Source organism: Cupriavidus sp. 30B13 (assembly GCF_049059565.2).
In the GTDB taxonomy this organism is placed as follows: domain Bacteria; phylum Pseudomonadota; class Gammaproteobacteria; order Burkholderiales; family Burkholderiaceae; genus Cupriavidus.
On the sequence record NZ_CP188223.1, the window covers coordinates 2,523,092 to 2,548,696 of the forward strand.

At 67.9% G+C, this 25,605-nt stretch carries 22 protein-coding genes; 2 read left to right on the plus strand and 20 right to left on the minus strand.

Annotated elements, in window-relative coordinates:
* Nucleotides 1–2 precede the first annotated feature (2 nt).
* The gene (scpB, locus tag ACKI2N_RS11555; RefSeq protein ID WP_420996679.1) at nucleotides 3–1,118 is read right to left on the minus strand and encodes an SMC-Scp complex subunit ScpB; all 1,116 of its coding nucleotides are present in this window, start codon (nucleotides 1,116–1,118) and stop codon (nucleotides 3–5) included.
* 609 nt (nucleotides 1,119–1,727) lie between these two features.
* Complete coding sequence (locus ACKI2N_RS11560; protein WP_420996736.1) at nucleotides 1,728–2,483, minus strand: sulfite exporter TauE/SafE family protein; 756 nt, start codon at nucleotides 2,481–2,483, stop codon at nucleotides 1,728–1,730.
* Between the two features lie 290 nt (nucleotides 2,484–2,773).
* On the opposite strand from ACKI2N_RS11560, the gene fnr reads away from it, so the two are divergent.
* Entirely contained in the window at nucleotides 2,774–3,499 is a 726-nt protein-coding gene (fnr, locus tag ACKI2N_RS11565) for a fumarate/nitrate reduction transcriptional regulator Fnr (RefSeq protein WP_420996678.1), read from the plus strand.
* Between the two features lie 89 nt (nucleotides 3,500–3,588).
* Here fnr and ACKI2N_RS11570 read toward each other — a convergent pair whose 3' ends face one another.
* The 18 genes from ACKI2N_RS11570 to ugpB form a co-directional block, all read right to left on the minus strand.
* Entirely contained in the window at nucleotides 3,589–3,834 is a 246-nt protein-coding gene (locus ACKI2N_RS11570) for a hypothetical protein (protein WP_020206629.1), read from the minus strand.
* A gap of 2 nt (nucleotides 3,835–3,836) precedes the next feature.
* Nucleotides 3,837–4,055: a hypothetical protein gene (locus ACKI2N_RS11575; RefSeq protein ID WP_420996676.1), complete on the minus strand. Its 219-nt coding sequence runs from the start codon at nucleotides 4,053–4,055 to the stop codon at nucleotides 3,837–3,839.
* Between the two features lie 61 nt (nucleotides 4,056–4,116).
* A complete protein-coding gene (gene ccoG / locus ACKI2N_RS11580; RefSeq protein WP_420996675.1) occupies nucleotides 4,117–5,616 on the minus strand; it encodes a cytochrome c oxidase accessory protein CcoG in 1,500 nt (499 codons plus the stop codon).
* A 49-nt stretch (nucleotides 5,617–5,665) separates the two neighbouring features.
* Nucleotides 5,666–6,589: a cytochrome-c oxidase, cbb3-type subunit III gene (gene ccoP / locus ACKI2N_RS11585; RefSeq protein ID WP_420996674.1), complete on the minus strand. Its 924-nt coding sequence runs from the start codon at nucleotides 6,587–6,589 to the stop codon at nucleotides 5,666–5,668.
* A gap of 3 nt (nucleotides 6,590–6,592) precedes the next feature.
* Complete coding sequence (locus ACKI2N_RS11590; RefSeq protein ID WP_420996673.1) at nucleotides 6,593–6,790, minus strand: cbb3-type cytochrome oxidase subunit 3; 198 nt, start codon at nucleotides 6,788–6,790, stop codon at nucleotides 6,593–6,595.
* A gap of 3 nt (nucleotides 6,791–6,793) precedes the next feature.
* Nucleotides 6,794–7,489 carry a cytochrome-c oxidase, cbb3-type subunit II gene (ccoO, locus tag ACKI2N_RS11595; RefSeq protein WP_420996672.1) on the minus strand — a complete coding sequence of 232 codons (696 nt, stop codon included), beginning with the start codon at nucleotides 7,487–7,489 and terminating at the stop codon, nucleotides 6,794–6,796.
* A 19-nt stretch (nucleotides 7,490–7,508) separates the two neighbouring features.
* Nucleotides 7,509–8,960, minus strand: coding sequence for a cytochrome-c oxidase, cbb3-type subunit I (ccoN, locus tag ACKI2N_RS11600; RefSeq protein ID WP_420996671.1), 1,452 nt, complete (start codon nucleotides 8,958–8,960; stop codon nucleotides 7,509–7,511).
* Between the two features lie 167 nt (nucleotides 8,961–9,127).
* On the minus strand, nucleotides 9,128–9,274 hold the full coding sequence (ccoS, locus tag ACKI2N_RS11605) for a cbb3-type cytochrome oxidase assembly protein CcoS (protein WP_020206636.1): 147 nt from the start codon (nucleotides 9,272–9,274) through the stop codon (nucleotides 9,128–9,130).
* Nucleotides 9,275–9,277: 3 nt separating this feature from the next.
* Nucleotides 9,278–11,884 carry a heavy metal translocating P-type ATPase gene (locus ACKI2N_RS11610; protein WP_420996670.1) on the minus strand — a complete coding sequence of 869 codons (2,607 nt, stop codon included), beginning with the start codon at nucleotides 11,882–11,884 and terminating at the stop codon, nucleotides 9,278–9,280.
* A 122-nt stretch (nucleotides 11,885–12,006) separates the two neighbouring features.
* Nucleotides 12,007–13,104: a cell division protein ZapE gene (gene zapE, locus ACKI2N_RS11615; RefSeq protein ID WP_420996669.1), complete on the minus strand. Its 1,098-nt coding sequence runs from the start codon at nucleotides 13,102–13,104 to the stop codon at nucleotides 12,007–12,009.
* Nucleotides 13,105–13,316: 212 nt separating this feature from the next.
* Nucleotides 13,317–14,753, minus strand: a complete 1,437-nt coding sequence (lpdA, locus tag ACKI2N_RS11620; protein ID WP_420996668.1) for a dihydrolipoyl dehydrogenase — start codon at nucleotides 14,751–14,753, stop codon at nucleotides 13,317–13,319.
* A gap of 146 nt (nucleotides 14,754–14,899) precedes the next feature.
* Nucleotides 14,900–16,156 (minus strand): 2-oxoglutarate dehydrogenase complex dihydrolipoyllysine-residue succinyltransferase, encoded by a 1,257-nt coding sequence (gene odhB / locus ACKI2N_RS11625; protein ID WP_420996667.1) that lies wholly within the window; start codon nucleotides 16,154–16,156, stop codon nucleotides 14,900–14,902.
* 104 nt (nucleotides 16,157–16,260) lie between these two features.
* Nucleotides 16,261–19,116 (minus strand): 2-oxoglutarate dehydrogenase E1 component, encoded by a 2,856-nt coding sequence (locus ACKI2N_RS11630; protein ID WP_420996666.1) that lies wholly within the window; start codon nucleotides 19,114–19,116, stop codon nucleotides 16,261–16,263.
* 316 nt (nucleotides 19,117–19,432) lie between these two features.
* Nucleotides 19,433–20,191 carry a glycerophosphodiester phosphodiesterase gene (gene ugpQ / locus ACKI2N_RS11635; RefSeq protein WP_420996665.1) on the minus strand — a complete coding sequence of 253 codons (759 nt, stop codon included), beginning with the start codon at nucleotides 20,189–20,191 and terminating at the stop codon, nucleotides 19,433–19,435.
* A gap of 12 nt (nucleotides 20,192–20,203) precedes the next feature.
* Nucleotides 20,204–21,307 carry a sn-glycerol-3-phosphate import ATP-binding protein UgpC gene (locus tag ACKI2N_RS11640; RefSeq protein ID WP_420996664.1) on the minus strand — a complete coding sequence of 368 codons (1,104 nt, stop codon included), beginning with the start codon at nucleotides 21,305–21,307 and terminating at the stop codon, nucleotides 20,204–20,206.
* A 68-nt stretch (nucleotides 21,308–21,375) separates the two neighbouring features.
* On the minus strand, nucleotides 21,376–22,224 hold the full coding sequence (ugpE, locus tag ACKI2N_RS11645) for a sn-glycerol-3-phosphate ABC transporter permease UgpE (RefSeq protein WP_420996663.1): 849 nt from the start codon (nucleotides 22,222–22,224) through the stop codon (nucleotides 21,376–21,378).
* Between the two features lie 12 nt (nucleotides 22,225–22,236).
* On the minus strand, nucleotides 22,237–23,118 hold the full coding sequence (gene ugpA / locus ACKI2N_RS11650) for a sn-glycerol-3-phosphate ABC transporter permease UgpA (RefSeq protein WP_420996662.1): 882 nt from the start codon (nucleotides 23,116–23,118) through the stop codon (nucleotides 22,237–22,239).
* 125 nt (nucleotides 23,119–23,243) lie between these two features.
* Nucleotides 23,244–24,560: a sn-glycerol-3-phosphate ABC transporter substrate-binding protein UgpB gene (gene ugpB / locus ACKI2N_RS11655; protein WP_420996661.1), complete on the minus strand. Its 1,317-nt coding sequence runs from the start codon at nucleotides 24,558–24,560 to the stop codon at nucleotides 23,244–23,246.
* Between the two features lie 177 nt (nucleotides 24,561–24,737).
* Between ugpB and ACKI2N_RS11660 the strand changes: the two genes are divergently transcribed.
* Nucleotides 24,738–25,529, plus strand: a complete 792-nt coding sequence (locus ACKI2N_RS11660) for an HAD-IIB family hydrolase (RefSeq protein ID WP_420996660.1) — start codon at nucleotides 24,738–24,740, stop codon at nucleotides 25,527–25,529.
* Nucleotides 25,530–25,605: the final 76 nt, after the last annotated feature.

The following is a 25,605-nucleotide window of genomic DNA, read 5'->3' on the forward strand; positions in this document are numbered from 1 at the left end:
GTTCAGTTGGACACGCGCTCGTCGTGCTCATCGTGCTCGCTAGGGTGCGCCGGATTCGCCGGGTTCGTGCCCGGTGACACCGGGGCTTCGGGCTCCTGCTCGCCGGAGGCCACTTGCACGTGGTAACCGTTGGCCGGGGCTCGCGCTTCCGTTTCTTCATCTTCTTCGCCGCCGCTCGCGGCGGGCGCCGCCTCGCCGGCGGGTTCCTCTTCCCCGGCGGCCGGCGCAGCGCCGGATGCCGGGATGGCGAGCCCGGCGGCCTGCTCGCCGGCCGGTTCCGCGTCCGCCCCGGGAATGGCCGGGACTTCGCGTTCCACTGCGGCTTCATCGCCGGCCGGCAGGCCGGCCTGCCCGGCCTGCGGGGCGGCATCCGCCTGCGCGGCCACCGGCGTTTCAGGTACTTCCTGCGCTTCCGCCCCTTCCACCTCGCTATCGGCGGCCACCTCGGCAGCCGCCGCTTCCGCGGCGGGCACGGCTTCGCCGGCATCGGATCCGTCAGGCGCGGCCTGCTGCGCGAAGGCTTCCTCGTCGCTGCCGGCGGGCACGCCGCCGAGCGCCTCGAAATCGATCGGCGCCTGGTTCAGCAAGGCCTCCTGCGACTGCGCCTGGATGTCCTCCAGCGGCGGCAGCTCGTCCAGCGTGCGCAGGCCAAGATCGTCCAGAAAGGCCTTGGTGGTGGCGTACAGCGCCGGGCGCCCGGGCACGTCGCGGTGGCCGATGACCTCGATCCAGCTGCGATCCTCGAGCTTCTTCACTACTTCGGTGCTCACCGTGACGCCACGGATTTCTTCGATATCGCCCCGCGTCACCGGCTGGCGGTAAGCAATGATCGCCAGCGTTTCCATCACCGCGCGGGAATACTTGGGCGGCTTCTCGGGGTTGAGCCGGTCGAGGTATTCGCGCATCGCCGGGCGGCTCTGGAAGCGCCAGCCGCTGGCCAGCGCCACCAGCTCCACGCCTCTCTGATCCCAGTCGCGGCGCAGCTCTTCGAGCAGGACACGGATGGTATCGGCACCGACGTCGTCGGCGAACAGCCGCCGCATGTCATGGACGCGCAAGGGTTCCTGCGCACAGATCAGCGCGGTCTCGAGGACGATCTTCGCCTCTTGGGTATTCATGTTGATTGCGTGCAGCCTGTCTTTGCACCTGCGTCCCGGACTGGCCCGGACGCACTGGAGATTGCGGGTTCAGCGGTGGGGATTGCCACCGCCATCTGTCCGCGCAGCCAACCGCATGCTCGTTGCAGCTCGTTGCATGCCGGCCGTGCGCTTTCCTGTCTTGCATCGGATGCCGGACTTGCCCGGCAGGAGATCGTCCGGCCACCAGCATGATCTGCCGGTCGACGGAGCCCTTGCGTCGCGCCTTTCCCCCTGATGTGGCGGACCTGTCCGGCGCGACGCAGGTCGCACCGGGTGCAAGAAAAAATGGATATCGGCCCTGCTTGGCCTACTCTGCTTGGCCTAATTCACCCCGCCCTGCCGAGGCTGGTCTTTTGAACCGAATCTTTTAAACCGGACGGCGGGTGGGGAACGGTCCCTGGCGGTCATACTGCCTGGGGAGTTCCTGGCATGCATCCCTGAGAGCGGATGCCAACCTGCGATGCCACGATGAAATACGCTGCGCGATATCGCTGTTCTTGCGATTGTATGGCATTCCCCGCCCAACCTGCAACCGCTTCCCTCGCGCGGCCTGCGCCGCGGGTGCGCGGCACGCCACCGGGCCACGCCTCAGAACACCAGGCAGAAACCGTGCGCGGCCAGCGATTCCGGCAAAAGCAGCGCGCGCGCCACCCCCGCGATGCCGAAGCCGATCACGGCGAGCCCCGCCACGGCGCGCACCGCCGGGCGGCGCGTCAGTTGCCGCAGATAGCCCGACAGTCCCGAGATGACCAGCAGGTTGGGCAAGGTGCCGAGGCCGAACACCGCCATCACCAGCGCGCCGGAGGCGGCGTTGCCGGCCAGCAGCGCCAGCGCCAGCGCGCCGTACACCATGCCGCACGGCACCAGCCCCCACGCCAGGCCCATGCCGTAGCGCCGCAGCAGCCGCGCCTGCGGCAAGGCCATGCCGGACCGCCGCCCGGCGGCGCCCAGGCCCCGCAGCAGGCCGCCCGCGCCGCGCGCCGCCAGGCGCTCCAGCCAGGCCGTGCCCAGCATGCGCCCGCGCAGCATCCACAGGCCCGACACCACCAGCATCACGCTGCCGGCGCCGAACAGCCAGCGCTGCAGCGGCAGGTACTGCGCCTTCCACACGCCGGCGCCGAGCGCGCCCAGCAGGGCGCCGAGCACCGCGTAGGTGCTGAGGCGGCCGGCATGCATGACCAGCAGCTCGACCAGCCAGTGGCCGGGCCGCCGCAGGATGGCCGCCGGTACCCGGGCCACGCCGCCCTGCTCGGCCGCCAGCGCGATCCCGCCGCACATCGCCGCGCAGTGCACGCCCCCCAGCAACGCCAGGGTAAATACGCTGAAAAGCACACCTATGGTCAACATCCACTCCCTGTCCTGACGTTTGGCGCGGTAAAATGCGACCGACGCGCCCCCGCAGCTTCCAGAGGCGCTGTCGATTTCCGGTCCGGCGCCCGCGCCTTCGCGCGTATCGCAGACATGACGACGAGCAGCGGCGCGCAGCACCCCGACAGAGGGTGCGGACATGCCGGACTCGCGCCCCGGGCTTGAGGTCGATAGTGCCTGAAACCGACGTTTTTCACGTCAAGCTCTCGACGCCATGCGCCTGCTCCACCGCGCTGGGTCGACTGCGCTAAACCGGACAGGCCCAATTGCTCACCACCATTCCCATCACCGAGATGTCGCCCCGATGCTCCACGTGCTCGCTGGGCCAGCTCTGCCTGCCGGTCGGCATGTCGCAGCAGGACCTCGATAAAATGGACACGCTGGTGCAGGAGCGGGTGCGCGTACACAAGGGCGAGACCCTGTACCGCCTCGGCGACCCGCTCACCGCCGTCTATGCGATCCGCTTCGGCACGCTCAAGACCCACCTGACGATGGAAGACGGCCGCTCGCAGATCACCGGCTTCCACCTGCCCGGCGAAGTTGTCGGGCTGGACGGACTCGGCGAGATGCAACACGCCTCCGACGCCACCGCGCTCGAGGATACCGAAGTCTGCGTGGTGCGCTTCGGCGATCTCGAATCGCTGTCCGGCGCGCTGCCGTCGCTCCAGCACCAGTTCATGCGCCTGATGAGCCGCGAGATCTCGCAGGACCAGGTCATGCTGATCACGCTCGGCTCGATGCGCGCGGAAGAGCGCCTCGCGGCCTTCCTGATGAATTTGTCCGAGCGGCTTTCCGCGCGCGGCTACTCGTCCTCCGAGTTCGTGCTGCGCATGAGCCGCGAGGAAATCGGCAGCTATCTCGGACTCAAGCTCGAAACGGTCAGCCGGCTGTTCTCGCGCTTTGCCGAGGCCGGCCTGATCCAGATCCGCCAGCGCCACGTCAAGCTGGTCGACATGCCCGGCATCAAGCAGATCGTCAACAAGTCCTGCTGAATCTCCCGCCGGGCCGCCGGGGCCGGCGCCATCCGGATGATGCGCCCGCCGGGCGGCGCGGGCGCGCTTGGCCGCGCCGCTCATCTCGTCTATTCCAGTTCGTCCGTGTCGGCCAGCCGCGTCGGCATGGTGTACAGCGTGAGCCCGCTCGACAGCGAGCAGAGCACCCACGCGAACAGGAACCCCACCGTGTAGACCGCCTCGCGCGAGGCTTCCACCTGCTGCCCGAAAAAACGCAGCTCGCCCGGGTCGACCATCGAGAACACCAGCGCGGTCGCCAGCCCGCCCACCAGGAAACCGGGCCACAGCACCCACATCAGCCAGCGCAGCCTCATGGTCACCTCGCCTGCGCCGCGGGCGGCGCCGTGGGATGGGCGGCGAGGCCTGCCTTCTCGACCACCAGCCCGTGCCGCGCCACGCCTTCCACGATCGGCTGGTCGGGGTGCGACATCGCCAGCCAGATGGTGAACCCGCAGGCCACCATCGCCACCAGCGGGCCGCTCATCAGCAGCCACGGCCAGGGCTCTTTCCACCAGGGGTTGCTTTGCTGCGTCATCTGGCCTCCTCTATGTTGTCTGTCCGGTTTCTGATCCGCGAATCCGGCGCGGCCGCCCGCGTCAGAGATTGCGCGGCACGATAAAGCTCGTGCTCTGGCTGATCTGCGCGCCGCGCGCGCCGGCGGCCTCGTCGCCTTCCGCGGTCACCGTCACCTGGATCTTGTGGGTACCCTGCCCCGCGGCTTCGATCGGCACGCGCACGCGCACGGGGATCAGGCGGTTCGACGTGGGCTCGAGGTTGCCGGCGCCGTGGTCGTACTCCACCGACAGGCCCTTGAGCTCGCCGCTGTCCGCGCTGATCGCGACCCGCATCGGCGCCTCGGTGGTGTTGATCAGCTGCAGCCGGTACACGTTCTCGATCCAGCGGCCCTCCACTTCGCGGCCGAGCGCGCCGCGGTCGCGGATGATGTCGACCTTGAGCGGCGTGCGCATGGCCAGCGACGCCATGAAGCCGGCCACCAGCGCCAGCCAGATCACCGAGTACACCACCGTGCGCGGACGCACCAGGCGCTTGCGCGCCACGGCTTCCGAGAGCGCGCGGCGCATGGCGTTTTCCGAGGTGTAGCGAATCAGCCCGCGCGGGTATGCCATCTTGTCCATGACCTGGTTGCAGGCGTCGATGCAGGCGCCGCAGCCGATGCAGTCGTACTGCAGGCCGTCGCGGATATCGATGCCGGTCGGGCACACCTGCACGCAGATGCTGCAGTTGACGCAGTCGCCGAGGCCCGCGGCCTTGTAGTCGGCCTTGCGCGAGCGGCTGCCGCGCGGCTCGCCGCGGCCCACGTCATAGGTCACCACATAGGTGTCGCGGTCCACCATCACGCTCTGGAAACGCGCGTACGGGCACATGTACTTGCAGACCTGCTCGCGCATGAAGCCCGCGTTGCCCCAGGTGGCGAACGCGTAGAACAGCATCCAGAAGGTCTGCCACGGCCCCAGCGACAGGCTCAGCACCTGGCCGCCGAGCGCGCGGATCGGCGAGAAGTAGCCGACGAAGGTGAAGCCGGTCCACAGCGCGATCAGGATCCACAGCGAGTGCTTGGTGGCCTTGAGCCGCAGCTTGCGCGCGCTCCACGGATCGCCGTCGAGGCGGATGCGGGCGAAGCGGTCGCCTTCCACATGCCGCTCGATCCACATGAAAATCTCGGTATAGACCGTCTGCGGACACGCGTAGCCGCAGAACAATCGCCCGGCGATGGCCGTGAACAGGAACAGCGAGAGCGCCGAGATCACCAGCAGCACCGCGAGGTAGATCACGTCCTGCGGCCACAGCACCAGGCCGAAGATATAGAACTTGCGCGCGCCGAGGTCGAACAGCATGGCCTGGCGGCCGTTCCATTGCAGCCAGGGCATGCCGTAGAAGAACAGCTGGGTCAGGAAGACGACCCACACCCGCCAGCGCGAGAACGCGCCGGACACCGAGCGCGGATAGATCTTGCGGCGGACTTCGTACAGGGTTTCATCGGAGCCCTGCGCATCCGCCGGGGCGGATGCGGGCTCGCGCTGGGCCGCGGGCAAGCTGCGAGCCCTGGCAAGCGGCTCCGGTTCGGGGGCATTCATGGGTGATTGTCTCCGCCTGCGCGCAGGCCGCGCAGGCATGCGGCCAGACTCATTGCCCGCTCCCGGTGCCTGCCCCGCTGTTGGACAGGCCCCAGACATAGGCGGTCAGCATGCGGATGCGCTCCGGCGTCAGGATCTCCTCGTGCGCGGGCATGTGGTTGTTGTGGCCCTTCTGGATGGCGTCGACGATGCTCGCCTCCGAACTGCCGTACAGCCACACGTTATCCGACAGGTTGGGCGCGCCGAGCGCCTGGTTGCCCTTGCCGGTGGAGCCGTGGCAGGCCGCGCAGGTCGACTTGAAGGTGCTCTCGCCGCGTGCGGCGCGGATCGGGTCGGACGCCAGGCCCGACAGCGAACGCACGTACTGCGCCACGTCGCCGGCCAGCCTGGCGTCGATGGCCGCGCCCAGCGGCGGCATCACGCCGTTGCGGCCCTTGGTGATGGTCTGGGTGATGGTGGCGGGGTCGCCGCCGTACAGCCAGTCGCCGTCGGTCAGGTTGGGAAAGCCGCGGCTGCCGCGCGCGTCCGAGCCGTGGCATTGCGCGCAGTAGTTGAGGAACAGCCGCTGGCCGATCTCGCGCGCCTGCGGGTCCGCCGCCACTTGCTTGACGTCCATCTTCATGTACTTGGCGTAGATCTCGTTCTGCACCTGCTCGGCGGCCTTGCGGTGCGCCGCCAGCTCGCCCTGCGTGGAGAACTTGAGCACGCCGGCGTACGAGCCGAGGCCCGGATACAGCACCAGGTAGACCAGGCCGAAGATGCACGCCAGCAGGAACATCCACATCCACCAGCGCGGCAGCGGGTTGTTCAGTTCGCGCAGGTCGCCGTCCCAGACATGGCCGGTGTCCTGCGTGGCGTCCGCGACCTTGGCCACCCGGCGCTGCGAGAACAGCAGCCACACGCACCAGACGATGCCGACCAGCGCGATGGCGGCAATGTAGTAGCTCCAGAAATCCGTGAAGAAGTCGCTCATGACTCAGTGTTCCTGCTTGGTGTTGTTGGCGCCGCCGGGGCTGCGCTCTTGGCTGGCAGCCAGCGGCTCGTCGGGCAGGGCGAACGGCAGCATGGCCGACTCCGCGTTGGCGGGCTGGCGGCCGGCCGACCAGGCCCACCAGCAGATCGCGAGGAACGCGGCCATCGAAACCACGGTGGAAAACGCAGTGAGGATCGCCATGGCTTACTCCTTGGCCGGCGCGGCCGGTGCCGCGGCCGCGACCGGTTCGGCCGCCGCCGCCGCGGTATCCACGCGGACATTGCGCTTGCTGATGCCGAGTTCCTGCAGGTAGGCCACCAGCGCGTCTTCCTCGGTCTTGCCTTCCAGCGCGGCGGGCGCCTGCTCGATCTCGGCCTCGGTGTAGGGCACGCCGAGACGCTTGAGCGCGCGCATGCGGTCGCGGATATCGCCGCCCTGCAGCGCGGCCTTCTCCAGCCACGGGTAGGACGGCATCACCGACTCGGGCACCACGTCGCGCGGATTGCGCAGGTGGATGCGCTGCCAGTCCTCGGAGTAGCGGCCGCCCACGCGCGCCAGGTCCGGGCCGGTACGCTTGGAGCCCCACAGGAACGGGTGGTCGTAGACCGATTCGCCCGCCGTCGAGTAGTGGCCGTAGCGCTCGGTCTCGGCCTGCAGCGTGCGCACCTGCTGCGAGTGGCAGCCCACGCAGCCTTCGCGGATATAGATATCGCGGCCCATCAGGCGCAGCGGCGAATACGGCTTGATGCCCGGATCCGGCTCGGTGGTGGAGTGCTGGAAGAACAGCGGCACGATCTGGACCAGCCCGGCGATGCTGACCACCAGGATGGTGCAGATGATCAGCCAGCCGATGTTCTTCTCCAGGGTCTCGTGCGAAAAGAAGCTTTGTTTCTGCGACATCGTTTCTGTCCTGGCGTAATCAGTGGGCGGAGGCGGCGGCAGCCGTCGCCGGGATCGGCGCGTCCACGGCAGGCTTGCCGATGATGGTCTTGGCCACGTTGTAGGCCATCAGCAGCATGCCGGAGAGGAAGCACAGGCCGCCCAGCAGACGGATCAGGTAGAACGGATACTTGGCCTTGACCGCTTCCACGAAGGCGTAGGTGAGCGTGCCGTCGGGCTGCGTGGCGCGCCACATCAGGCCTTCCATCACGCCGGCGATCCACATCGAGGCGATGTACAGCACCACGCCGATGGTGGCGATCCAGAAGTGCAGCTCGATCAGGCGCACGCTGTACATCTCCTTCTCGCCGAACAGCCGCGGGATCAGGTAGTAAAGCGAGCCGATCGAGATCATCGCGACCCAGCCCAGCGCGCCCGAATGCACGTGGCCGATGGTCCAGTCCGTGTAGTGCGACAGCGCGTTGACGGTCTTGATCGACATCATCGAGCCCTCGAAGGTCGCCATGCCGTAGAACGACAGCGCCACCACCAGGAACTTGAGGATCGGGTCGGTGCGCAGCTTGTGCCAGGCGCCCGACAGGGTCATGATGCCGTTGATCATCCCGCCCCACGACGGCGCCAGCAGGATCAGCGAGAACACCATGCCCAGCGACTGCGCCCAGTCCGGCAGCGAGGTGTATTGCAGGTGGTGCGGGCCGGCCCACATGTAGGTGAAGTTGAGCGCCCAGAAGTGGACGATCGACAAGCGGTACGAGTAGATCGGGCGGCCGGCCTGCTTGGGAATGAAGTAGTACATCATCCCGAGGAAGCTGGTGGTCAGGAAGAAGCCCACCGCGTTATGGCCGTACCACCACTGCACCATGGCGTCCTGCACGCCGGCGTAGGCCGAGTAGGACTTCCACATCGACACCGGCATCTCGATGTTGTTAACGATGTGGAGGATGGCGATGGTCAGGATGTAGGCGCCGAAGAACCAGTTGGCCACGTAGATATGGCGGGTCTTGCGCTTGACGATGGTGCCGAAGAACACGATCGCGTAGGCCACCCACACCAGCGTGATGAGGATGTCGATCGGCCATTCGAGCTCGGCGTATTCCTTCGAGCTGGTGATGCCCATCGGCAGCGTGATGGCCGCGGCCACGATCACCAGTTGCCAGCCCCAGAACGTGAAGGCCGCGAGCGGGCCGCAGAACAGGCGCGCCTGGCAGGTACGCTGCACCACGTAGTAGGAGGTGGCGAACAGCGCGCTGCCGCCGAAGGCGAAGATCACCGCATTGGTATGCAGCGGGCGCAGGCGCCCGAACGACAGCCACGGCGTATTGAAGTTGAGCTCAGGCCAGATCAGCTGTGCTGCGAGCAGCACGCCGACGGCCATGCCGACGATTCCCCACACCACGGTCATGACGGCAAATTGCCGCACTACGCCGTAATTGAAGGTGTCGGCGCGAGAGTGCGCGGCGGTGACATCCATTCAGACCCCCAGATTGTAGAAACAAGAATTTGATGCTGTGACTGTAGAAAAACGCGGCATCGGTTGCGTTGATCTGTATCAAGCACACCGGAATGCCCGGGAACTCGCCCGCCCGCGCCAGTGCGGCAAGGCCGCGCAACGGCGCCAGATCGTTTTGAAACGACGTCTCAGGGCTTGTCGTTGTCGAGCAGGATGGCCTCGGCGGGACGATCGAGATCGTCGTACTGGCCGGCGTGCAGCGCCCACCAGAGCGCGCCGGCGATCACCGCCACCAGCACCAGGCTCATCGGCACCAGCAGGTAAAGCATGTCCATGCGTCAGTCTCCCCTCTTGCCCGTGCGCAGCAGGCGCCAGGCGTTGGCCACCACCAGCAGCGACGACACCGACATGCCGATGCCCGCCATCCAGGCGGTGACATGGCCGGTGGCCGCCAGCGGAATGGCGACGACGTTGTAGGCGAAGGCCCAGCCGAGGTTCTGGCGCACCACGCGGCGCGTGCGGCGGGCCGTGCGCAGCGCCTGCGCGATCTCGTCGATGCGGCCGTGCGCGAGCACCGCGTCGGCGCCGGCCTGCGCCAGCGGCGCGCCGCTGCCGATGGCGACGGAGACCTGCGCCTGCGCCAGCACCGGCGCATCGTTGATGCCGTCGCCGACGGCCAGCACCACCGCGCCAGCGCGCTGCAGGGCGGCCACGTATTCGCGCTTGCCCTCGGGCGTGACGCCGCCGGCGCGGCGCGCGATGCCGAAGTGGTCGGCCCACCAGTTCACCGCCGCCGGCGTGTCGCCGGAAACCAGGTGGGTGGTCACGCCGAGCCGGCGCAGTTGCGCCAGCAGCGGCGCCGCCCGCGCGCGCGCGGTATCGGCCAGCGCGAAGACGGCCACGGCGCCGGCGGCGTCGCCAAGCCATACCAGGGTGGCGCCGCGGCGGTCGCTGGCGGCCAGCGTGGCGGCAACGGCATCGGCATGGCCCGCGCCTGGCATGTCGCGGCCGCGGCCGCGGCCCTCGCCATCGCCATCGCCGCGCTCGCCGGCCAGCGCTGCCACGAACTCGCGCCGCCCCAGCCGCAGGCGCCGGCCGTCCACCTCGGCCTCGAGCCCCTGCCCCGGCACGTTGCGCACGGCGCCGACCGCGTGCGCAGCGCCGGCCAGTCCTTGCGCCTGCGCCGCCTCGACGATGCCGCGCGCGATCGGGTGTTCGCCGGAGCGTTCGATGGCGGCGGCCAGGCTCAGGCTGGCCGCGGCGTCGGCTTCGCCGAACACATGCACCTGGGCCAGCGCGAAGCGGCCTTCGGTCAGCGTGCCGGTCTTGTCGAGCATCACATCGGTAACGCCGGCCAGCGCCTCCAGCGCATGGCCGCGCGTGAGCAGCACGCCGCGCCGCGACAACGCGGCGCCGGCGGCGGCCAGCGCCGCCGGCGTGGCCAGCGAGAGCGCGCACGGGCAACTCACCACCAGCACCGCCACCGTCACCAGCAAGGCCCGCGAGGGATCGATCCAGGCCCACCAGACCGCGCCGGCCAGCGCGGCCAGCACCAGCAGCACGGCCACGAACCAGCCCGCCACGCGGTCGGCCAGCGTGGCCAGGCGCGGCTTCTCGGCCAGGGCCCGGTCCAGCACGGCGACGATCTCGGCCAGCCGGGTGGCGGCGCCCACCCTGGCCACGCGCAGCTCGAGCGGGCTGGCGGTGTTGAAGCAGCCGGCCAGCACCGCGTCGCCCGCGGCGCGCGCCACCGGCCGGCTCTCGCCGGTCAGCATGGATTCGTCCAGCTCGCTGGCGCCGGCGACCACCGTGGCGTCGGCAGGCACCACCTCGCCGGCCTTGACCCGGATCAGGTCGCCCGCGCGCAGGCGCGCCACCGGCACGCGCTCGCCCACCCCGCCTTCGGCCTGCAGGCGCTCGCAGGTGGACGGCAGCTGGCGCGCCAGCATCTCGGCGCCGCTGCGCGAGGCCTGGCGCACGCGCAGCTCCAGGTAGCGCGCCAGCAGCAGGAAGGCCACGAACATGGTGACCGAATCGAAGTACACCTCGCCGCTGCCGCGCAGCGTGGCCACGGTGCTGGCGAGAAAACCCGCGCCGATGCCGATCGCCACCGGCACGTCCATGCCGAGGTGCCGCCGGCGCAGGCCGCGCCAGGCGCCGGCGAAGATCGGCGAGGCCGAGTACAGCACCACCGGCAATGTCAGCACCAGGCTGGCCCAGCGCATGAGCTGGAGCTGGCCGGGATCGATGGTGGCCTCGTGGGTGTAGATGGGCCACGCGTACATCATCACCTGCATCATGCCGAGCATGGCCACCGCCATGCGCATCAGCAGGCCGCGGCGCGCGTGGCGGTCCTGGCGGTCCGAGCGCGACACCTCGAACGGCCACGCCAGGTAGCCGATCCCGGCCAGCGCGGCGAGCAGCGCGGACACCGGCTGCTCGGCGGCGCGCCAGCGCACCACCACGCGGCGCGTGGCCACGTTGGCGATCACGGATTCGACCCCGGGCAGGCTGCCCAGGTGCCGCTCGATCAGCCAGGCGCAGGCGGCGCAGCGGATGTTCTCGGGTGCAAGGGTGATTTCGGCGCGCGCGGCGTCGAGCGGGCGCACGAACTGCGCCCGCAATTCCTCGGTGTCGTAGGCGGCCCAGACCGGCTCCGCCTCGCGCCGGGCGGCGTCGTCGATGGGACGCGCGAAACGGGCCTGGTCGCCGTACAGATGGCCGAAGCCGGCGGCATGGAGGGTCTGCGCCAGCGCCTGGCAGCCGCCGCAGCAGAAAGCCTGCTCCTTGCCGCCGATGGCGGCGTGCAGCACCGGCTCGCCGGCAACGAAATCCCGCCCGCAGTGGAAGCAGCCGCCGTGCGCGGCGGCAGCCGGCGCGGCCGCGCCGCCGGCGGGCGGCGTAGTCGCGATGGATGCGGACAGGGATGCGGCGGAAGGGGGCATTGGGACTCTTTTTTTACCATTGGCATGGTATGAGTCCCCCAGGCAAGGCGCCTTGATACAGATCAAGCGTGCCGCGCGGCGGCGGCACGCCGGGCGGCCGTGGCGGCCGTGACGGCGACGCCTCAGGTCAGCGAGGTATCCACGGTGCGGCGCGGCGATTCGAGGTATTCGCGCGACTGCATCTCGATGATGCGCGACACCGTGCGGTGGAATTCGCTCGACATCTGGCCCTCGGTGTAGAGCTCGTCGGCGGGCACCTCGGCCGAGATCAGCAGCTTGACCTTGTGGTCGTAGAACACGTCGATCAGCCAGGTGAAGCGGCGCGCCTCGGACGACATGCGCGGCGTCATCTTCGGCACGTCGGACAGCACCACGGTATGGAACTGGGTGGCCAGCTCCAGGTAGTCGTTCTGCGAGCGCGGCCCGCCGCACAGCGTGGCGAAGTCGAACCACACCGCCCCGCCCGCCTTGCGCAGCGCGCGCAGCTCGCGGTGCTCGATATGCAGGATGGGCGATTCGTCGGCCACCCCGGCGATGCTGGTGAAGGCCTGGCGCAGCGCCGCGCTGGCCTCGGGGCCGAGCGGCGTGTGATAGGCCTGCACCTGTTCCAGCGCGCGCTTGCGGTAGTCGATGCCGGCATCGACGTTGAGCACGTCGAGCTTTTGCTGCAGCAGGGCGATGGCCGGCAGCACGCGGTCGCGGTGCAGGCCGTCCGGGTAGAGCAGGTCGGGCCGGTAGTTGGAGGTCATGACGAACTGCACGCCGTTCTCGAACAGCTGCTGGAGCAGGCGGTGCAGGATCATGGCGTCGGCCACGTCGTTGACGTGGAACTCGTCGAAGCAGATCAGGCGGAAACGCCGCGCGATGCGCCTGGCCAGCTCGTCGAGCGGGTCCGGGCGGCCACGCAGTTCCTCGAGCTGGCGGTGCACCTCGCGCATGAATTCGTGGAAATGCAGGCGCGTCTTGCGCACCACCGGCACGCAGGTATAGAAGCTGTCCATCAGGAAGGACTTGCCGCGCCCCACCCCGCCCCACAGGTACACGCCCTTGGGCACTTCCGGGTGGACCAGCAGCTTCTTGAGCGCGCTGCTGCGGCGGCTCTTGTAGGCGACCCACTCGTCGTAGCACTGCTGCAGCCGCTCGACGGCGCGCAGTTGCGCCTCGTCCGAGGTGTAGCCGCGTTGCTTCAGTTCCTGCTCGTAGTACTCACGGACATTCATGCTGACTGCTTGCGCTGGTGCCGGCGTGGATGGTGACAGGCCGGCCGGGAGGTGGAACGGGGATCGGGAGATCGGAGGACCAGGGCGCGGAACCCGCGGCGACGGCGCCTCAGCGCCCTGCCGCCCCGAAAGCGAAAACGGCGCGCCGCTGGAGCGGCGCGCCGGTACTCAACAATACGCTGGCCAATAGGCAGGATATGCAGGCATGCGCCTTACATATTGAGCTGGCGCTTGTCCACGGCGAGCGCGGCTTCGCGCATGACTTCCGACATCGACGGATGCGGGTGGCAGGTGCGGCCGATGTCCTCGCTGGCGGCCTTGAACTCCATCGCCACCACGGCTTCGGCGATCAGGTCCGAGGCGTTCGCGGCAACCACGTGCACGCCCAGGATCTCGTCGGTCTTGGCATCGGCCAGCATCTTGACGAAGCCTTCCGGATGGCCCATGCCCAGCGCGCGGCCGTTGGCCAGGAACGGGAACTGGCCGGACTTGTACTCGCGGCCTTCGGCCTTGAGCTGCTGCTCGGTCTTGCCCACCCAGGCGATTTCCGGGAAGGTGTAGATCACCCACGGGATGCAGTTGTAGTCGATGTGCGGCTTCTGGCCGACGATGCGCTCGGCCACGGCCACGCCTTCGTCTTCCGCCTTGTGCGCGAGCATCGGGCCGCGCACCACGTCGCCGATGGCCCACAGGCCGGGCACCTTGGTGGCGCAGTGGTCGTCCACCTCGATGAAGCCGCGCTGGTCCACCGCCAGGCCGACTGCGTCCAGGCCCAGGTTGTCGGTGTTGGGCACGCGGCCGACCGACACGATCAGGCGGTCCACTTCCAGGGTCTGGGCAGCGCCGTCCTTGTCGGTGTAGCTGACGGTGACGCTGTCGGCGCCGGTCTTGACCGCGTCGACCTTCACGCCGAGGCTGAACTTCAGGCCTTGCTTGGTCAGCAGCTTCTGCGCTTCCTTGGCCACGCCTTCGTCGGCGGCGCCCAGGAACGACGGCAGCGCTTCGAGCACGGTCACGTCCGCGCCCAGGCGGCGCCATACCGAGCCCAGCTCCAGGCCGATCACGCCGGCGCCGATCACGCCCAGCTTCCTGGGCACGCTGTCGAACTTGAGCGCGCCTTCGTTGTCGCTGACCAGCTTGTTGTCGACGGTGATGCCCGGCAGGTGGCGTGCCTTGGAACCGGTGGCGACGATGACCTGCTTGGCCGTCACGACCTCGGTGCCGGCCTTGCCGGCGATCTCGACCTGGAAGCCCTCGGCGGTCTTGCCGGTGAACTTGCCGTAGCCCTTGAGCAGCGTGACCTTGTTCTTGCGGAACAGGAACTCGATGCCCTTGGTCATCTTGCCGACCACGTCGTCCTTGCGCTTGAGCATCTTGGCGATGTCGACCTTGACGTCGCCCACGGTGATGCCGTGGTCGCCCAGGTGGTGCTGCACGTTCTCGAATTCTTCCGAGGAGGCCAGCAGCGCCTTGGAGGGGATGCAGCCCACGTTCAGGCAGGTGCCGCCCAGGCGCACTTCGTCCTTGGGATCGTCGTAGGGGTTGCCTTCGCAGCAGGCCACGTTCAGGCCGAGCTGGCCGGCGCGGATGGCGGCGATGTAGCCGCCGGGGCCGGCGCCGATCACCAGTACGTCGAATTGTTTGCTCATGGAAATTCCTTTTGCGGCGCGGGCGGGGCAACGTCGCCCGCCACGCCGCGATCAACTCTTCGGTCCGCCCTGCCCGCCCGCGCCGCGCGGGGCACGCGGGGCAACGGGACAGGCGCGGCTTCGGTCACTGCGGATGCAGCAAAGGCTTACAGGTCCAGCAGCAGGCGTGCCGGATCTTCCAGCGCGTCCTTCATCGCGACCAGGCCCAGCACGGCTTCGCGGCCGTCGATGATGCGGTGGTCGTAGGACATCGCCAGGTAGTTCATCGGGCGGATCACGATCTGGCCGTCTTCCACCACCGGGCGGTCCTTGGTGGCGTGCACGCCCAGGATGGCCGACTGCGGCGGGTTGATGATCGGGGTCGACAGCATCGAGCCGAACACGCCGCCGTTGGAGATCGAGAAGGTGCCGCCGGTCATTTCTTCGATCGACAGCTTGCCGTCCTTGGCCTTCTGGCCGAATTCGGCGATCTTCTTCTCGATGTCGGCCAGGCTGAGCTGGTCGGCGTTGCGCAGGATCGGCACCACCAGGCCGCGCGGCGAACCGACCGCGATGCCGATGTCGAAGTAGCCGTGGTAGACGATGTCGTTGCCGTCGATCGAGGCGTTGATCAGCGGGAACTTCTTCAGCGCGTGGACCGCGGCCTTGACGAAGAACGACATGAAGCCCAGCTTGACGCCGTGTTCCTTCTCGAACTTGTCCTTGTACTTGTTGCGCAGGTCCATCACCGGCTTCATGTTCACTTCATTGAAGGTGGTGAGGATGGCGTTGGTGGCTTGCGATTGCAGCAGGCGCTCGGCGATGCGCGCGCGCAGGCGGCTCATCGGCACGCGCTCTTCCGGACGGTCGCCCAGGGCGGCGAAGTCGACCGGCGCGGCCACTTGCTGCAGCGCGGGCTTGGCGGCGGGTGCCGGCGCGGCCTTGGCGGCGGGCGCGGCGGCCGGAGCAGCGGCGGCGCCCAGCACGTCGCCCTTGGTGATGCGGCCATCGCGGCCGGTGCCGGTGACCTGGCTGGCCGACAGGCCGCCTTCGGCCATCAGCTTGGCGGCCGAAGGCATGGCCACGGCGCCTGCGGCGGCGGGCGCGGCAGCCGGAGCCGCGGCGGGCGCGGGGGCAGCGGCCGGGGCAGGAGCGGCGGCGGGCGCGGGGGCACCGGCGGTGGCTTCGGTGTCGATCTTGGCGATCACTTCGTCGGCGACCACGGTATCGCCGTCGTTGCGGATGATCTGCGACAGCACGCCGGCCGACGGGGCCGGCACTTCGAGCACGACCTTGTCGGTCTCGATTTCAATCAGGATTTCGTCTTGGGCAACGGCTTCGCCCGGCTTCTTCTTCCAGTTCAGCATGGTTGCTTCTGCAACCGATTCGGACAGCTGCGGAACCTTGACGTCAACAATAGCCATGGTTTTTTATTTCCTTTGGTATTCGTATGTGCGTATGTGCTTCGAGCATGCGGCAAAAACAAAGCGGTGCGCGCCCGTTGCGCGCACCGCCATTCAGGCCACGGTCATTTGGTCAGGACAAAGCCCTTGAGCTTGGCGAAAGCGGCTTCGAGCAGTGCCTTCTGTTGCTCGTTGTGCTTGGCGTAGTAGCCCACTGCCGGCGATGCCGAGGCCGGACGGCCGGCGTAGCCGAGCTTCTGGCCTTCGGCCATGTTTTCCATGATGTAGTGCTGCACGAAGAACCAGGCGCCCTGGTTCTGCGGCTCGTCCTGGCACCACACGATCTCGTTGGCGTTGGGATACTTCTTCAGCTCGGCGGCCACGGCCTTGTGCGGGAACGGATAGAGCTGTTCCATGCGGATGATGGCCGTGTCGCTGGCGCCGCGTTCCTTGCGGGCGTTGACCAGGTCGTAGTAGACCTTGCCCGAGCACATGACGATGCGCTTGACCTTGCTGGCGTTCAGTTCTTCGTGGTCGGGGATGACCGTCTCGAAGTGACCCTTGGCCAGGTCGGACAGCGGCGATACCGCATCCTTGTTGCGCAGCAGCGACTTCGGCGTCATGATCACCAGCGGCTTGCGGAACAGACGGATCATCTGGCGGCGCAGCAGGTGGAAGATCTGGGCCGGAGTGGTCGGCTGGCAGACCTGCATGTTGTGGTCCGCGCACAGCTGCAGGAAGCGCTCGATGCGCGCCGAGCTGTGTTCCGGGCCCTGGCCTTCGTAGCCGTGCGGCAGCATCAGGGTCAGGCCCGAGGCGCGGCCCCACTTCACTTCGCCGGACGAGATGAACTGGTCGATCACCACCTGGGCGCCGTTGACGAAGTCGCCGAACTGGGCTTCCCAGATCACCAGCGCGTTCGGCTCGGCCGTGGAGAAGCCGTATTCGAAGCCGAGCACGGCCTCCTCGGACAGCACCGAGTCGATCACCGTGAACGGTGCCTGGTTTTCCGACACGTTCTGCAGCGGCACGTAGCTGCCCGCATCCCAGCGCTCGCGGTTCTGGTCATGCAGCACGGCGTGGCGGTGGGTGAAGGTGCCGCGGCCGGCGTCCTGGCCGGTGATGCGCACCGGATAGCCCGAGGCCACCAGCGAGGCGAAAGCCAGGTGCTCGCCCATGCCCCAGTCCAGCGACTGGTCGCCGCGGCCCATGTTGGCGCGGTCCTTGACGACCTTCTCGACCAGCGGATGCAGCTTGAAGTGCTCGGGGATGGTGGTGATGCGCTCGGCCAGGCGCTTGAGCTCGGTCACCGGCACGGCGGTGTCGGCGGCGTCGGTCCACTTGCGGTTCAGGAACGGCATCCAGTCCACGGCGAACTTGTTCTTGAAGTTCGACAGGACGGGGTCGACCGTGTGCTTGCCGGCATCCATGGCGGCGCGGTATTCCTTGACCAGTTCGTCGCCGAAGTCGGCGCCGACCAGGTTCTGCGCGGCCAGCTTGTCGGCGTACAGCTTGCGCGTGCCCGGATGCTGGCTGATCTTCTTGTACATCAGCGGCTGGGTGACGGCCGGGGTGTCCTGCTCGTTGTGGCCCAGCTTGCGGAAGCAGATGATGTCGACCACGACGTCGCGCTTGAACTCCATGCGGAAATCCACGGCGAGCTGCATGGCGAACACCACGGCTTCGGGATCGTCGCCGTTGACGTGCAGCACCGGCGCCTCGATCATCTTGACCACGTCCGTGCAGTACAGCGTCGAACGCGCGTCGCGCGGGTCGGAGGTGGTGAAGCCGATCTGGTTGTTGATCACGATGTGCATCGTGCCGCCCGTGCCGTAGCCGCGGGTCTGCGCCAGGTTCAGCGTTTCCATCACCACGCCCTGGCCGGCGAAGGCCGCGTCGCCGTGCACCTGCACCGGCAGCACTTCGGCGTGGCCGGCGGGCTCGCCGCGGCGTTCCTGGCGGGCCTTGACCGAGCCTTCCACGACCGGGTTGACGATTTCCAGGTGCGACGGGTTGAACGCCAGCGACAGGTGGACCGGGCCGCCTTCGGTGGAGACGTCGCTGGAGAAGCCCTTGTGGTACTTCACGTCGCCGGCCGGCAGGTCGTCGACGTGCTTGCCTTCGAACTCGGCGAACAGGTCGGCCGGCATCTTGCCCAGCGTATTGACCAGCACGTTGAGGCGGCCGCGGTGGGCCATGCCGATGACGATTTCCTGCACGCCCTTGCTGCCGGCGCGCTGGATCAGTTCGTCCATCGCGGCGATGAACGATTCGCCGCCTTCGAGCGAGAAGCGCTTCTGGCCGACGAACTTGGTGTGGAGGAAGCGCTCCAGGCCTTCGGCCGCGGTCAGGCGGTCGAGGACGTGCTTCTTCTTCTCGAGCGTGAACACCGGCTTGGAACGCGTCGTTTCCAGGCGCTCCTGCCACCAGCGCTTCTGCGCCTGGTCGCTGATGTACATGAACTCGGCGCCGATGCTGCTGCAGTACGTTTCGCGCAGGTTGTTGAGCAGCTCGCGCAGGCTCATCGATTCCTTGCCGAAATACGTGTTGCTGGCGTTGAAGACGATGTCGAGGTCGCTTTCGGAGAAGCCGTAGAAAGCGGGGTCGAGATCCGGCAGGGGCGGACGTTCCTGGCGCTTGAGCGGATCGAGGTCGGCCCAGTGCGAGCCGATGTTGCGGTAGGCGGCGATCAGCTGCGTGGCAGCGACGCGCTTGCGCCCCATGTCCGAATCGGCGGACGCGACGATGGTCCTGATGGGGCCAGCCTTGGCGCGCTCGGCGAACGAGGCGACGATCGGCGCGTGCGGAATGTCGCGCGCGCTGGAGCCGTCGACGGCAGGCACGTTCTGCATCGCGTCGAAATACGCGCGCCAGTTGTCGGGGACCGAGGTGGGATTCTGGAGGTAGGCCTCGTACAGCTCTTCCACATAGGGGGCATTGCCGCCGAAGAGGTACGAATTGCTTTGATACTGCTGCATCATGGGGCGCTCACTATTCTCCGGGAATGCCGGAGTAAAGCGGGTTCATCAACCTTCCGCGACACGGCTTGACCGGTTAGCGGATTGCAAACAACTCTTCAGGTCAACCGGAACACCTTATGCAAACGGCACCGCGATGGGTGCCGGTTCTTTCAGCGCTGCGATTGCCCTGCAAGGGCAAGTTGTGCGGGGAAGGACCTAAGTCTTCACTGCGCATAAGCATAGCACGTTTGCCAAAAGCCGCCGGGGTCTTTTCGCAATACGGAACGTATTTGCAACAATGCCGGCGCGGGCCGCCGCCGCCCTCCCGCGGCAGGCTTCAGGCCGCGTCGGGCGCGATCCGGTCGACCGCGTCGGTGATCAGCGAATCGAGCCCCCAGCCCAGCAACTCGGCGGCGCGCGCCGGATCGTTGACGGTGTAGCAGGCCACGCGGAATCCCGCTGCGTGCGCAGCGTCAATCACTTTCGCCGTGAGTTCGCGGTGGTTCGCATCGAGCGCCACGCAGTCCAGCCGGCGCAGCCGCGCCAGCCAGTCGGGCGGCAGCTTGTCCAGCAGCAGCGCGCGCGGCAGCGCCGGCGCGGCCTCGCGCGCGGCCTCCAGCGCCTGCTCGGAGAACGACGACAGCAGCGGCGGCACCTCGCTGCCGGCCCACAGCGCCAGCGCGTCCAGCGCCACCGCCGCGCCCGTGCGCCATTCCGCGCCCGGCACCGGCTTGATCTCGATATTGACGTGCAGGCCGTTGGCGCGCGTGTAGCGCGCGATGGCGGCCAGCGTGGGAATCGGCTCGCCGGCGTACACCGGGCTGTGCCAGCTGCCGGCATCGAGCGTGGCCAGCTCGCCCAGCGTCAGCGCGTCGGCGCGGCCGTGGCCATTGGTGGTGCGGTCGAGCATGGCGTCGTGCAGCAGCACGGCGCGGCCGTCGCCGGACAGCTTCACGTCGAACTCGAACATGCGGTAGCCGAACGAAGCGCCGTGGCGGAACGCCGCCAGCGTGTTCTCGGGCGCCAGCTTGCCGGCGCCGCGGTGGGCGACGTGGCGCGGATAGGGCCACGCGGGCAGCGAGGTGGACTGGGTCATGGCAGGACTCCGTCAGGCTTCGATCCGCTTGCCGGTCTCGGTGTCGAAGAAATGCAGGTGATCGGCCGAGGCCGTGACCGGCAGGCGGTCGCCGCCGCGCACGTGCATGCTGCTGTCGAGCCGCACCACCACCGGCTGGCCGCCCAGCGTGCCATAGGCGAACGAGTCCGCGCCGAGCGCCTCGACCAGGCGCACGTCGATCTGCGCGATGGCGTCGGCCGCCGCGCACGGCTCGATGTGCTCGGGACGCAGGCCCAGCAGCGCGCGCTGCGGCAGGTGCAGGCCCATCGGCAAATGGCCGAGCGTGGCCTCGGGCTGCGCCGGGGCGCCCTCCTTCGGCTCCACGCGCATCTGCGCCCCGCCCGCGCCATCGAGGCGAGCCACCGGCACCAGGTTCATCGGCGGCGAGCCGATGAAGCTCGCCACGAAGGTGCTGGCCGGGCGCGCATACACTTCCAGCGGCGTGCCGATCTGCTCCACGCGCCCGCCGTTGAGCACCATCATGCGGTCGGCCAGCGTCATGGCCTCGACCTGGTCGTGCGTCACGTACATGCTGGTGGTGCGCAGGCGGCGGTGCAGCTCCTTGAGCTCCAGCCGCATCTGCACGCGCAGCTTGGCGTCCAGGTTGGAGAGCGGCTCGTCGAACAGGAACACCGCCGGCTCGCGCACGATGGCGCGACCCATGGCCACGCGCTGGCGCTGGCCGCCCGAGAGCTGGCGCGGCTTGCGCTCGAGCAGCGGCGCCAGCTCGAGGATGCCGGCGGCATGGCGCACCCGCTGCTCGATCTCGGCCTTGGCCATGCCGCGGATCTTCAGCCCGTAGGCCATGTTGTCGTAGACGCTCATGTGCGGATAGAGCGCGTAGTTCTGGAACACCATGGCGATGTCCCGCTCGGCCGGCTCGAGCTTGTTGACGACCTTGTCGCCGATATGGACCTCGCCGCCGCTGATGGCCTCCAGCCCGGCCACCATGCGCAGCAGGGTGGACTTGCCGCAGCCCGAGGGGCCGACGATGACGATGAACTCGCCATCGCCGATTTCCATGTCGATGCCGTGCACGACCTTGACGTTGCCGGCGTAGGTTTTCTGTACGTTGCGAAGCGACAGTTTTGCCATTGCTATTTCTTTCCCGCTGCTTGTTCGCCGGGCCGGCGGGGCGCGTCCTGGCGCCCCGCCCCGCCCGCCTATTTTTCGGTTTCGACCAGGCCCTTGACGAACCACTTCTGCATCAGCATCACCACCACCGCCGGCGGGATCATGGCCAGCATCACGGTGGCCATCACCAGGTTCCAGTCGGTCGCGGCGTCGCCCGAGCGCGAGATCATCTGCGTCACGCCCACCACCACCGGCGTCATCGACTTCTGCGTGGTGATCAGCAGCGGCCACAGGTACTGGTTCCAGCCATAGATGAACTGGATCACGAACAGCGCCGCGATGCTGGTCCGGGACAGCGGCAGCACCACGTCCTTGAAGAAGCGCAGCGGCCCGGCGCCGTCGATGCGCGCCGCCTCGGCCAGCTCGTCCGGGATGGTCAGGAAGAACTGGCGAAACAGGAAGGTCGCGGTGGCCGAGGCGATGATGGGAATGGTCAGGCCGAAATAGCTGTCCAGCATGCCCAGGTCCGACACCACCTTGTAGGTCGGCAGGATGCGCACCTCCACCGGCAGCATCAGCGTCATGAAGATCATCCAGAAGAAGAGCTTGCGCAGCGGGAAGCGGAAGTACACCACCGCGAAAGCCGAGATGATCGAGATCGCGATCTTGCCCAGCGCGATGCCGAGCGCCATGATCAGGCTGTTGAGCATCATCGTCGAGACCGGCGAGGCGGCGTTGCCCACGCCGTCGGCCAGCACGGTGCGGTAGTTCTCCAGCAGGTGGCTGCCCGGCAGCAGCGTCATGGGCGCCTGCAGCACCTCGTCGGCGGTGAGCGTCGAGGCGACGAACGTGACGTAGACCGGGAAGGCCACCACCAGCACGCCGAGCATCAGCACCAGGTGCGAAAGAAAATCAAGAAAAGGGCGTCGTTCTACCATTTTTGCAATCCCTCAGTACTGCACCTTGCGTTCGACGTAACGGAACTGCACCACCGTGAGCACCATCACGATTCCCATCAGCACGACGGACTGCGCGGCCGAGCCGCCGATGTCGAGCCCGCGGAAGCCATCCTGGTAGACCTTGTACACCAGCGTGTTGGTGGCGTTCACCGGGCCGCCGTGGGTCACCGCGTCGATGATGGCGAAGGTGTCGAAAAACGCGTAGACCACGTTGATGACCATCAGGAAGAAGGTGGTCGGCGACAGCAGCGGGAACACGATCGACCAGAAGCGCCGCCACGGCCCCGCGCCGTCGATGGCGGCGGCCTCGATCAGCGACTTGGGGATGCTCTGGAGGCCCGCCAGGAAGAACAGGAAGTTGTAGCTGATCTGCTTCCAGGCCGCGATCAGCACCACCAGCAGCATGGCCTGGTTGCTGTTGAGCAGGAAGTCCCAGCTCACGCCGAGCGCGTGCAGGGCGTAGGAGACCACGCCCAGGGTCGGGTTGAACAGGAACATCCACAGCACGCCCGCCACCGCCGGCGCCACCGCGTACGGCCAGATCAGCAGCAGCTTGTAGCCGCCGGCGCCGCGCACCACGCGGTCGGCGAAATAGGCCAGCATCAGCGACACCGACAGCCCGACCAGCGTCACGCCGACGGCGAACACCGCCGTCACGCGGAAGGAGTTCAGGTACTGCGCATCGGCGAACAGGTCCCTGAAGTTCTCCAGGCCGACGTACTGCAGGTCGATGCCGAAGGCGTCCTGCCTCAGCACGGACTGGTACAGGGCCTGCCCCGCCGGCCAGAAGAAGAACACCAGCGTCACCGCCATCTGCGGCAACACCAGCAGATAGGGCAACCATGAAGATTGGAATACGACCCGTTTTTCCATCACGCATCCAGACCGCCGCCAGCGGCGGGGAGTCATCCGTCGGGAACAGCGCGGCCCCGGCGGGCCGCCCAAACCAAAGACGGAGGCAACGCCTCCGCCTTCCATCCACTCGATACCGCGGGCGCTTATTCGCGGACCGTCTTCTGGAAACGCTCGAGCAGTTCGTTGCCGCGCGCCACGGCCGAGTCCAGCGCTTCCTTCGGCTGCTTCTTGCCGGTCCACACGGCTTCGAGCTCTTCGTCGATCACGGTGCGGATCTGCGGGAAGTTGCCCAGGCGGATGCCGCGCGACTTGTCGGTGGTCTTGACGATCATCTGCTTGACCGCGACGTCGGCGCCGGGGTTCTGCTCATAGAAGCCCGACTTCTTGGTCAGCTCGTAGGCCGCCGTGGTCACCGGCAGGTAGCCGGTCGACTGGTGCCAGTCGGCCTGCACCTCGGGGCGCGACAGGTACGTGAAGAACTTGGCCACGCCCTTGTACTCCTCGGGCTTCTTGCCGCCCATCACCCACAGCGACGCGCCGCCGATGATGGTGTTCTGCGGCGCGCCCGGCACGCCCTGCTCGTAGGGCAGCTGCGCCGCGGTGAAGTCGAACTTGGCATTCTTGCGGATGTTCGCCAGCGCGGCCGAGGAGCCGGTCAGCATCGCGCACTGGCCGGCGATGAACTTGGCCTTGGGCTCGTCCTTGCGGCCGCCGTACACGAAGTAGCCCTTCTGCTGCATGTCGAGCAGGTTGGCGATGTGCTTGACGTGCAGCGGCGAATTGAACGCCAGGCGCGCGCCGGTGCCGCCGAAGCCGTTGTTCTCGGTGGCGAACAGCGTGTTGTGCCAGGCCGAGAAGCTCTCCAGGTGCACCCACGACTGCCAGTCGGTGGTGTAGCCGCAGGAGATGCCGGCAGCCTTGAGCTTGGCGGAGTCGGCCGCCACTTCCTGCCAGGTCACGGGCGGCTTGTTCGGATCCAGCCCGGCCTTCTTGAAGGCGTCCTTGTTATAGAACATGATGGTGGTCGAGCTGTTGAACGGGAACGACAGCATCTCGCCCTTGTTCGACGTGTAGTAGCCAGCCACCGCGGGAATGTAGATCTTGGGGTCGAACTTCTCGCCGGCGTCCTTCATGACCGCCGCCACCGGCTTGATGGCGCCCTTGGCGCTCATCATGGTGGCCGTGCCCACCTCGAAGACCTGCAGGATCGCCGGGGCGTTGCCCGAACGGTAGGCCGCGATGCCCGCCGCCAGCGATTCGTCGTACTGGCCCTTGTAGATCGGCACGACCTTGTAGTCGGACTGGCTGTTGTTGAACTGCGTGGCGATCGCGTTCACCTTGTCGTTGAGCGCGCCTTCCATCGAATGCCACCACTGGATCTCCACGGCGGCATGGGCGGTGCCCGCGACGGCGAGCATGGCGAAGGCGGCGAGGGTCAGCGCGGTACGTTTGACGGTCATGGGAAACTCTCCTGTTTTTCTATCGCGGCATGGGACAAAAATCGTCCGACTGTATGCAGTTTTTATGACAGCGGGATGTTACTCCCCCTGCCTCGATTGGAAAACCGGGCAATTCCACTAAATGACAATAATATGACAACGTTTTGCCGATGGCTTGACAGGGTAGAATCCGGCACCATGCAAGCCATCCAGACCCTTCCCGCCCCGGCGCTGCGCCGGATCCGCGGCGTGCTGACCGACATCGACGGCACCCTCACCACCGACGGCAGGCTGCCGGCGGCGACCTACCTGACGCTGGACCGCCTCAAGCAGGCCGGCCTGCACGTGATCCCGGTGACCGGCCGCTGCATCGCCTGGGCCGAGATCCTGACGCGCCTGTGGCCGGTGGATGCCATCATCGGCGAGAACGGCGCCTTCTATTCCCACCTGCGCGCCGGCAAGCTGGTGACGCGCTACCTGGACGACGACGCCACGCGCGCCGCCAACCTCGCGCGCATCCACGCGCTGGGCGAGCGCATCCTGCAGGCGGTGCCGGGCTGCGCGCTGGCTTCCGACCAGGCCTGGCACGCGGCCGACCTCGCCATCGACCACGCCGAGGACGTCGCCCCGCTGCCTCCGCAGGCGGTCGCCCGGATCGCCGCGCTGATGCGCGGCGCCGGCATGACTGCCACGGTCAGCTCGATCCACGTCAACGGCTGGTTCGGCGCGCACGACAAGCTCAGCATGAGCAAGCTCTGCGCGGCCGAGCTGCTGGGCGAAGATCTCGACGCCGGACGCGATCAGTGGCTGTTCATCGGCGACTCGGCGAACGACGCCACCATGTTCGCGCACTTCCCCCTGTCGGTGGGCGTGGCCAATATCCGGGACATCCTGCCGCAGTTGCCCGCCCTGCCCGCCTACGTGACCGAGGCCGCCGGCGGTGAGGGATTCGCCGAAATGGCGGAACTGCTGCTGGCCGCGCGCGGCTGAGGCGCGCCGGCGCCACAGGCAAAACGGGCGGGCCGGCTGCCGATCCTGTGCGATCGGCGGCCAGCCCGCCCGTCTC

Coding starts and splice junctions, on each gene's coding strand:
- lpdA (WP_420996668.1), bottom strand. CDS start 14,753: ATGAGCAAACAATTCGACGTACTGGTGATCGGCGCCGGCCCCGGCGGC.
- ccoG (WP_420996675.1), bottom strand. CDS start 5,616: ATGAATGCCCCCGAACCGGAGCCGCTTGCCAGGGCTCGCAGCTTGCCC.
- ACKI2N_RS11590 (WP_420996673.1), bottom strand. CDS start 6,790: ATGGCGATCCTCACTGCGTTTTCCACCGTGGTTTCGATGGCCGCGTTC.
- scpB (WP_420996679.1), bottom strand. CDS start 1,118: ATGAATACCCAAGAGGCGAAGATCGTCCTCGAGACCGCGCTGATCTGT.
- ugpE (WP_420996663.1), bottom strand. CDS start 22,224: ATGGTAGAACGACGCCCTTTTCTTGATTTTCTTTCGCACCTGGTGCTG.
- ACKI2N_RS11630 (WP_420996666.1), bottom strand. CDS start 19,116: ATGATGCAGCAGTATCAAAGCAATTCGTACCTCTTCGGCGGCAATGCC.
- ccoO (WP_420996672.1), bottom strand. CDS start 7,489: ATGTCGCAGAAACAAAGCTTCTTTTCGCACGAGACCCTGGAGAAGAAC.
- ugpB (WP_420996661.1), bottom strand. CDS start 24,560: ATGACCGTCAAACGTACCGCGCTGACCCTCGCCGCCTTCGCCATGCTC.
- ACKI2N_RS11610 (WP_420996670.1), bottom strand. CDS start 11,884: ATGCCCCCTTCCGCCGCATCCCTGTCCGCATCCATCGCGACTACGCCG.
- ACKI2N_RS11640 (WP_420996664.1), bottom strand. CDS start 21,307: ATGGCAAAACTGTCGCTTCGCAACGTACAGAAAACCTACGCCGGCAAC.
- ccoN (WP_420996671.1), bottom strand. CDS start 8,960: ATGGATGTCACCGCCGCGCACTCTCGCGCCGACACCTTCAATTACGGC.
- ACKI2N_RS11575 (WP_420996676.1), bottom strand. CDS start 4,055: ATGACGCAGCAAAGCAACCCCTGGTGGAAAGAGCCCTGGCCGTGGCTG.
- ccoP (WP_420996674.1), bottom strand. CDS start 6,589: ATGAGCGACTTCTTCACGGATTTCTGGAGCTACTACATTGCCGCCATC.
- zapE (WP_420996669.1), bottom strand. CDS start 13,104: ATGAATGTCCGTGAGTACTACGAGCAGGAACTGAAGCAACGCGGCTAC.
- ACKI2N_RS11570 (WP_020206629.1), bottom strand. CDS start 3,834: ATGAGGCTGCGCTGGCTGATGTGGGTGCTGTGGCCCGGTTTCCTGGTG.
- ACKI2N_RS11660 (WP_420996660.1), top strand. CDS start 24,738: ATGCAAGCCATCCAGACCCTTCCCGCCCCGGCGCTGCGCCGGATCCGC.
- ugpQ (WP_420996665.1), bottom strand. CDS start 20,191: ATGACCCAGTCCACCTCGCTGCCCGCGTGGCCCTATCCGCGCCACGTC.
- odhB (WP_420996667.1), bottom strand. CDS start 16,156: ATGGCTATTGTTGACGTCAAGGTTCCGCAGCTGTCCGAATCGGTTGCA.
- ugpA (WP_420996662.1), bottom strand. CDS start 23,118: ATGGAAAAACGGGTCGTATTCCAATCTTCATGGTTGCCCTATCTGCTG.
- ccoS (WP_020206636.1), bottom strand. CDS start 9,274: ATGGACATGCTTTACCTGCTGGTGCCGATGAGCCTGGTGCTGGTGGCG.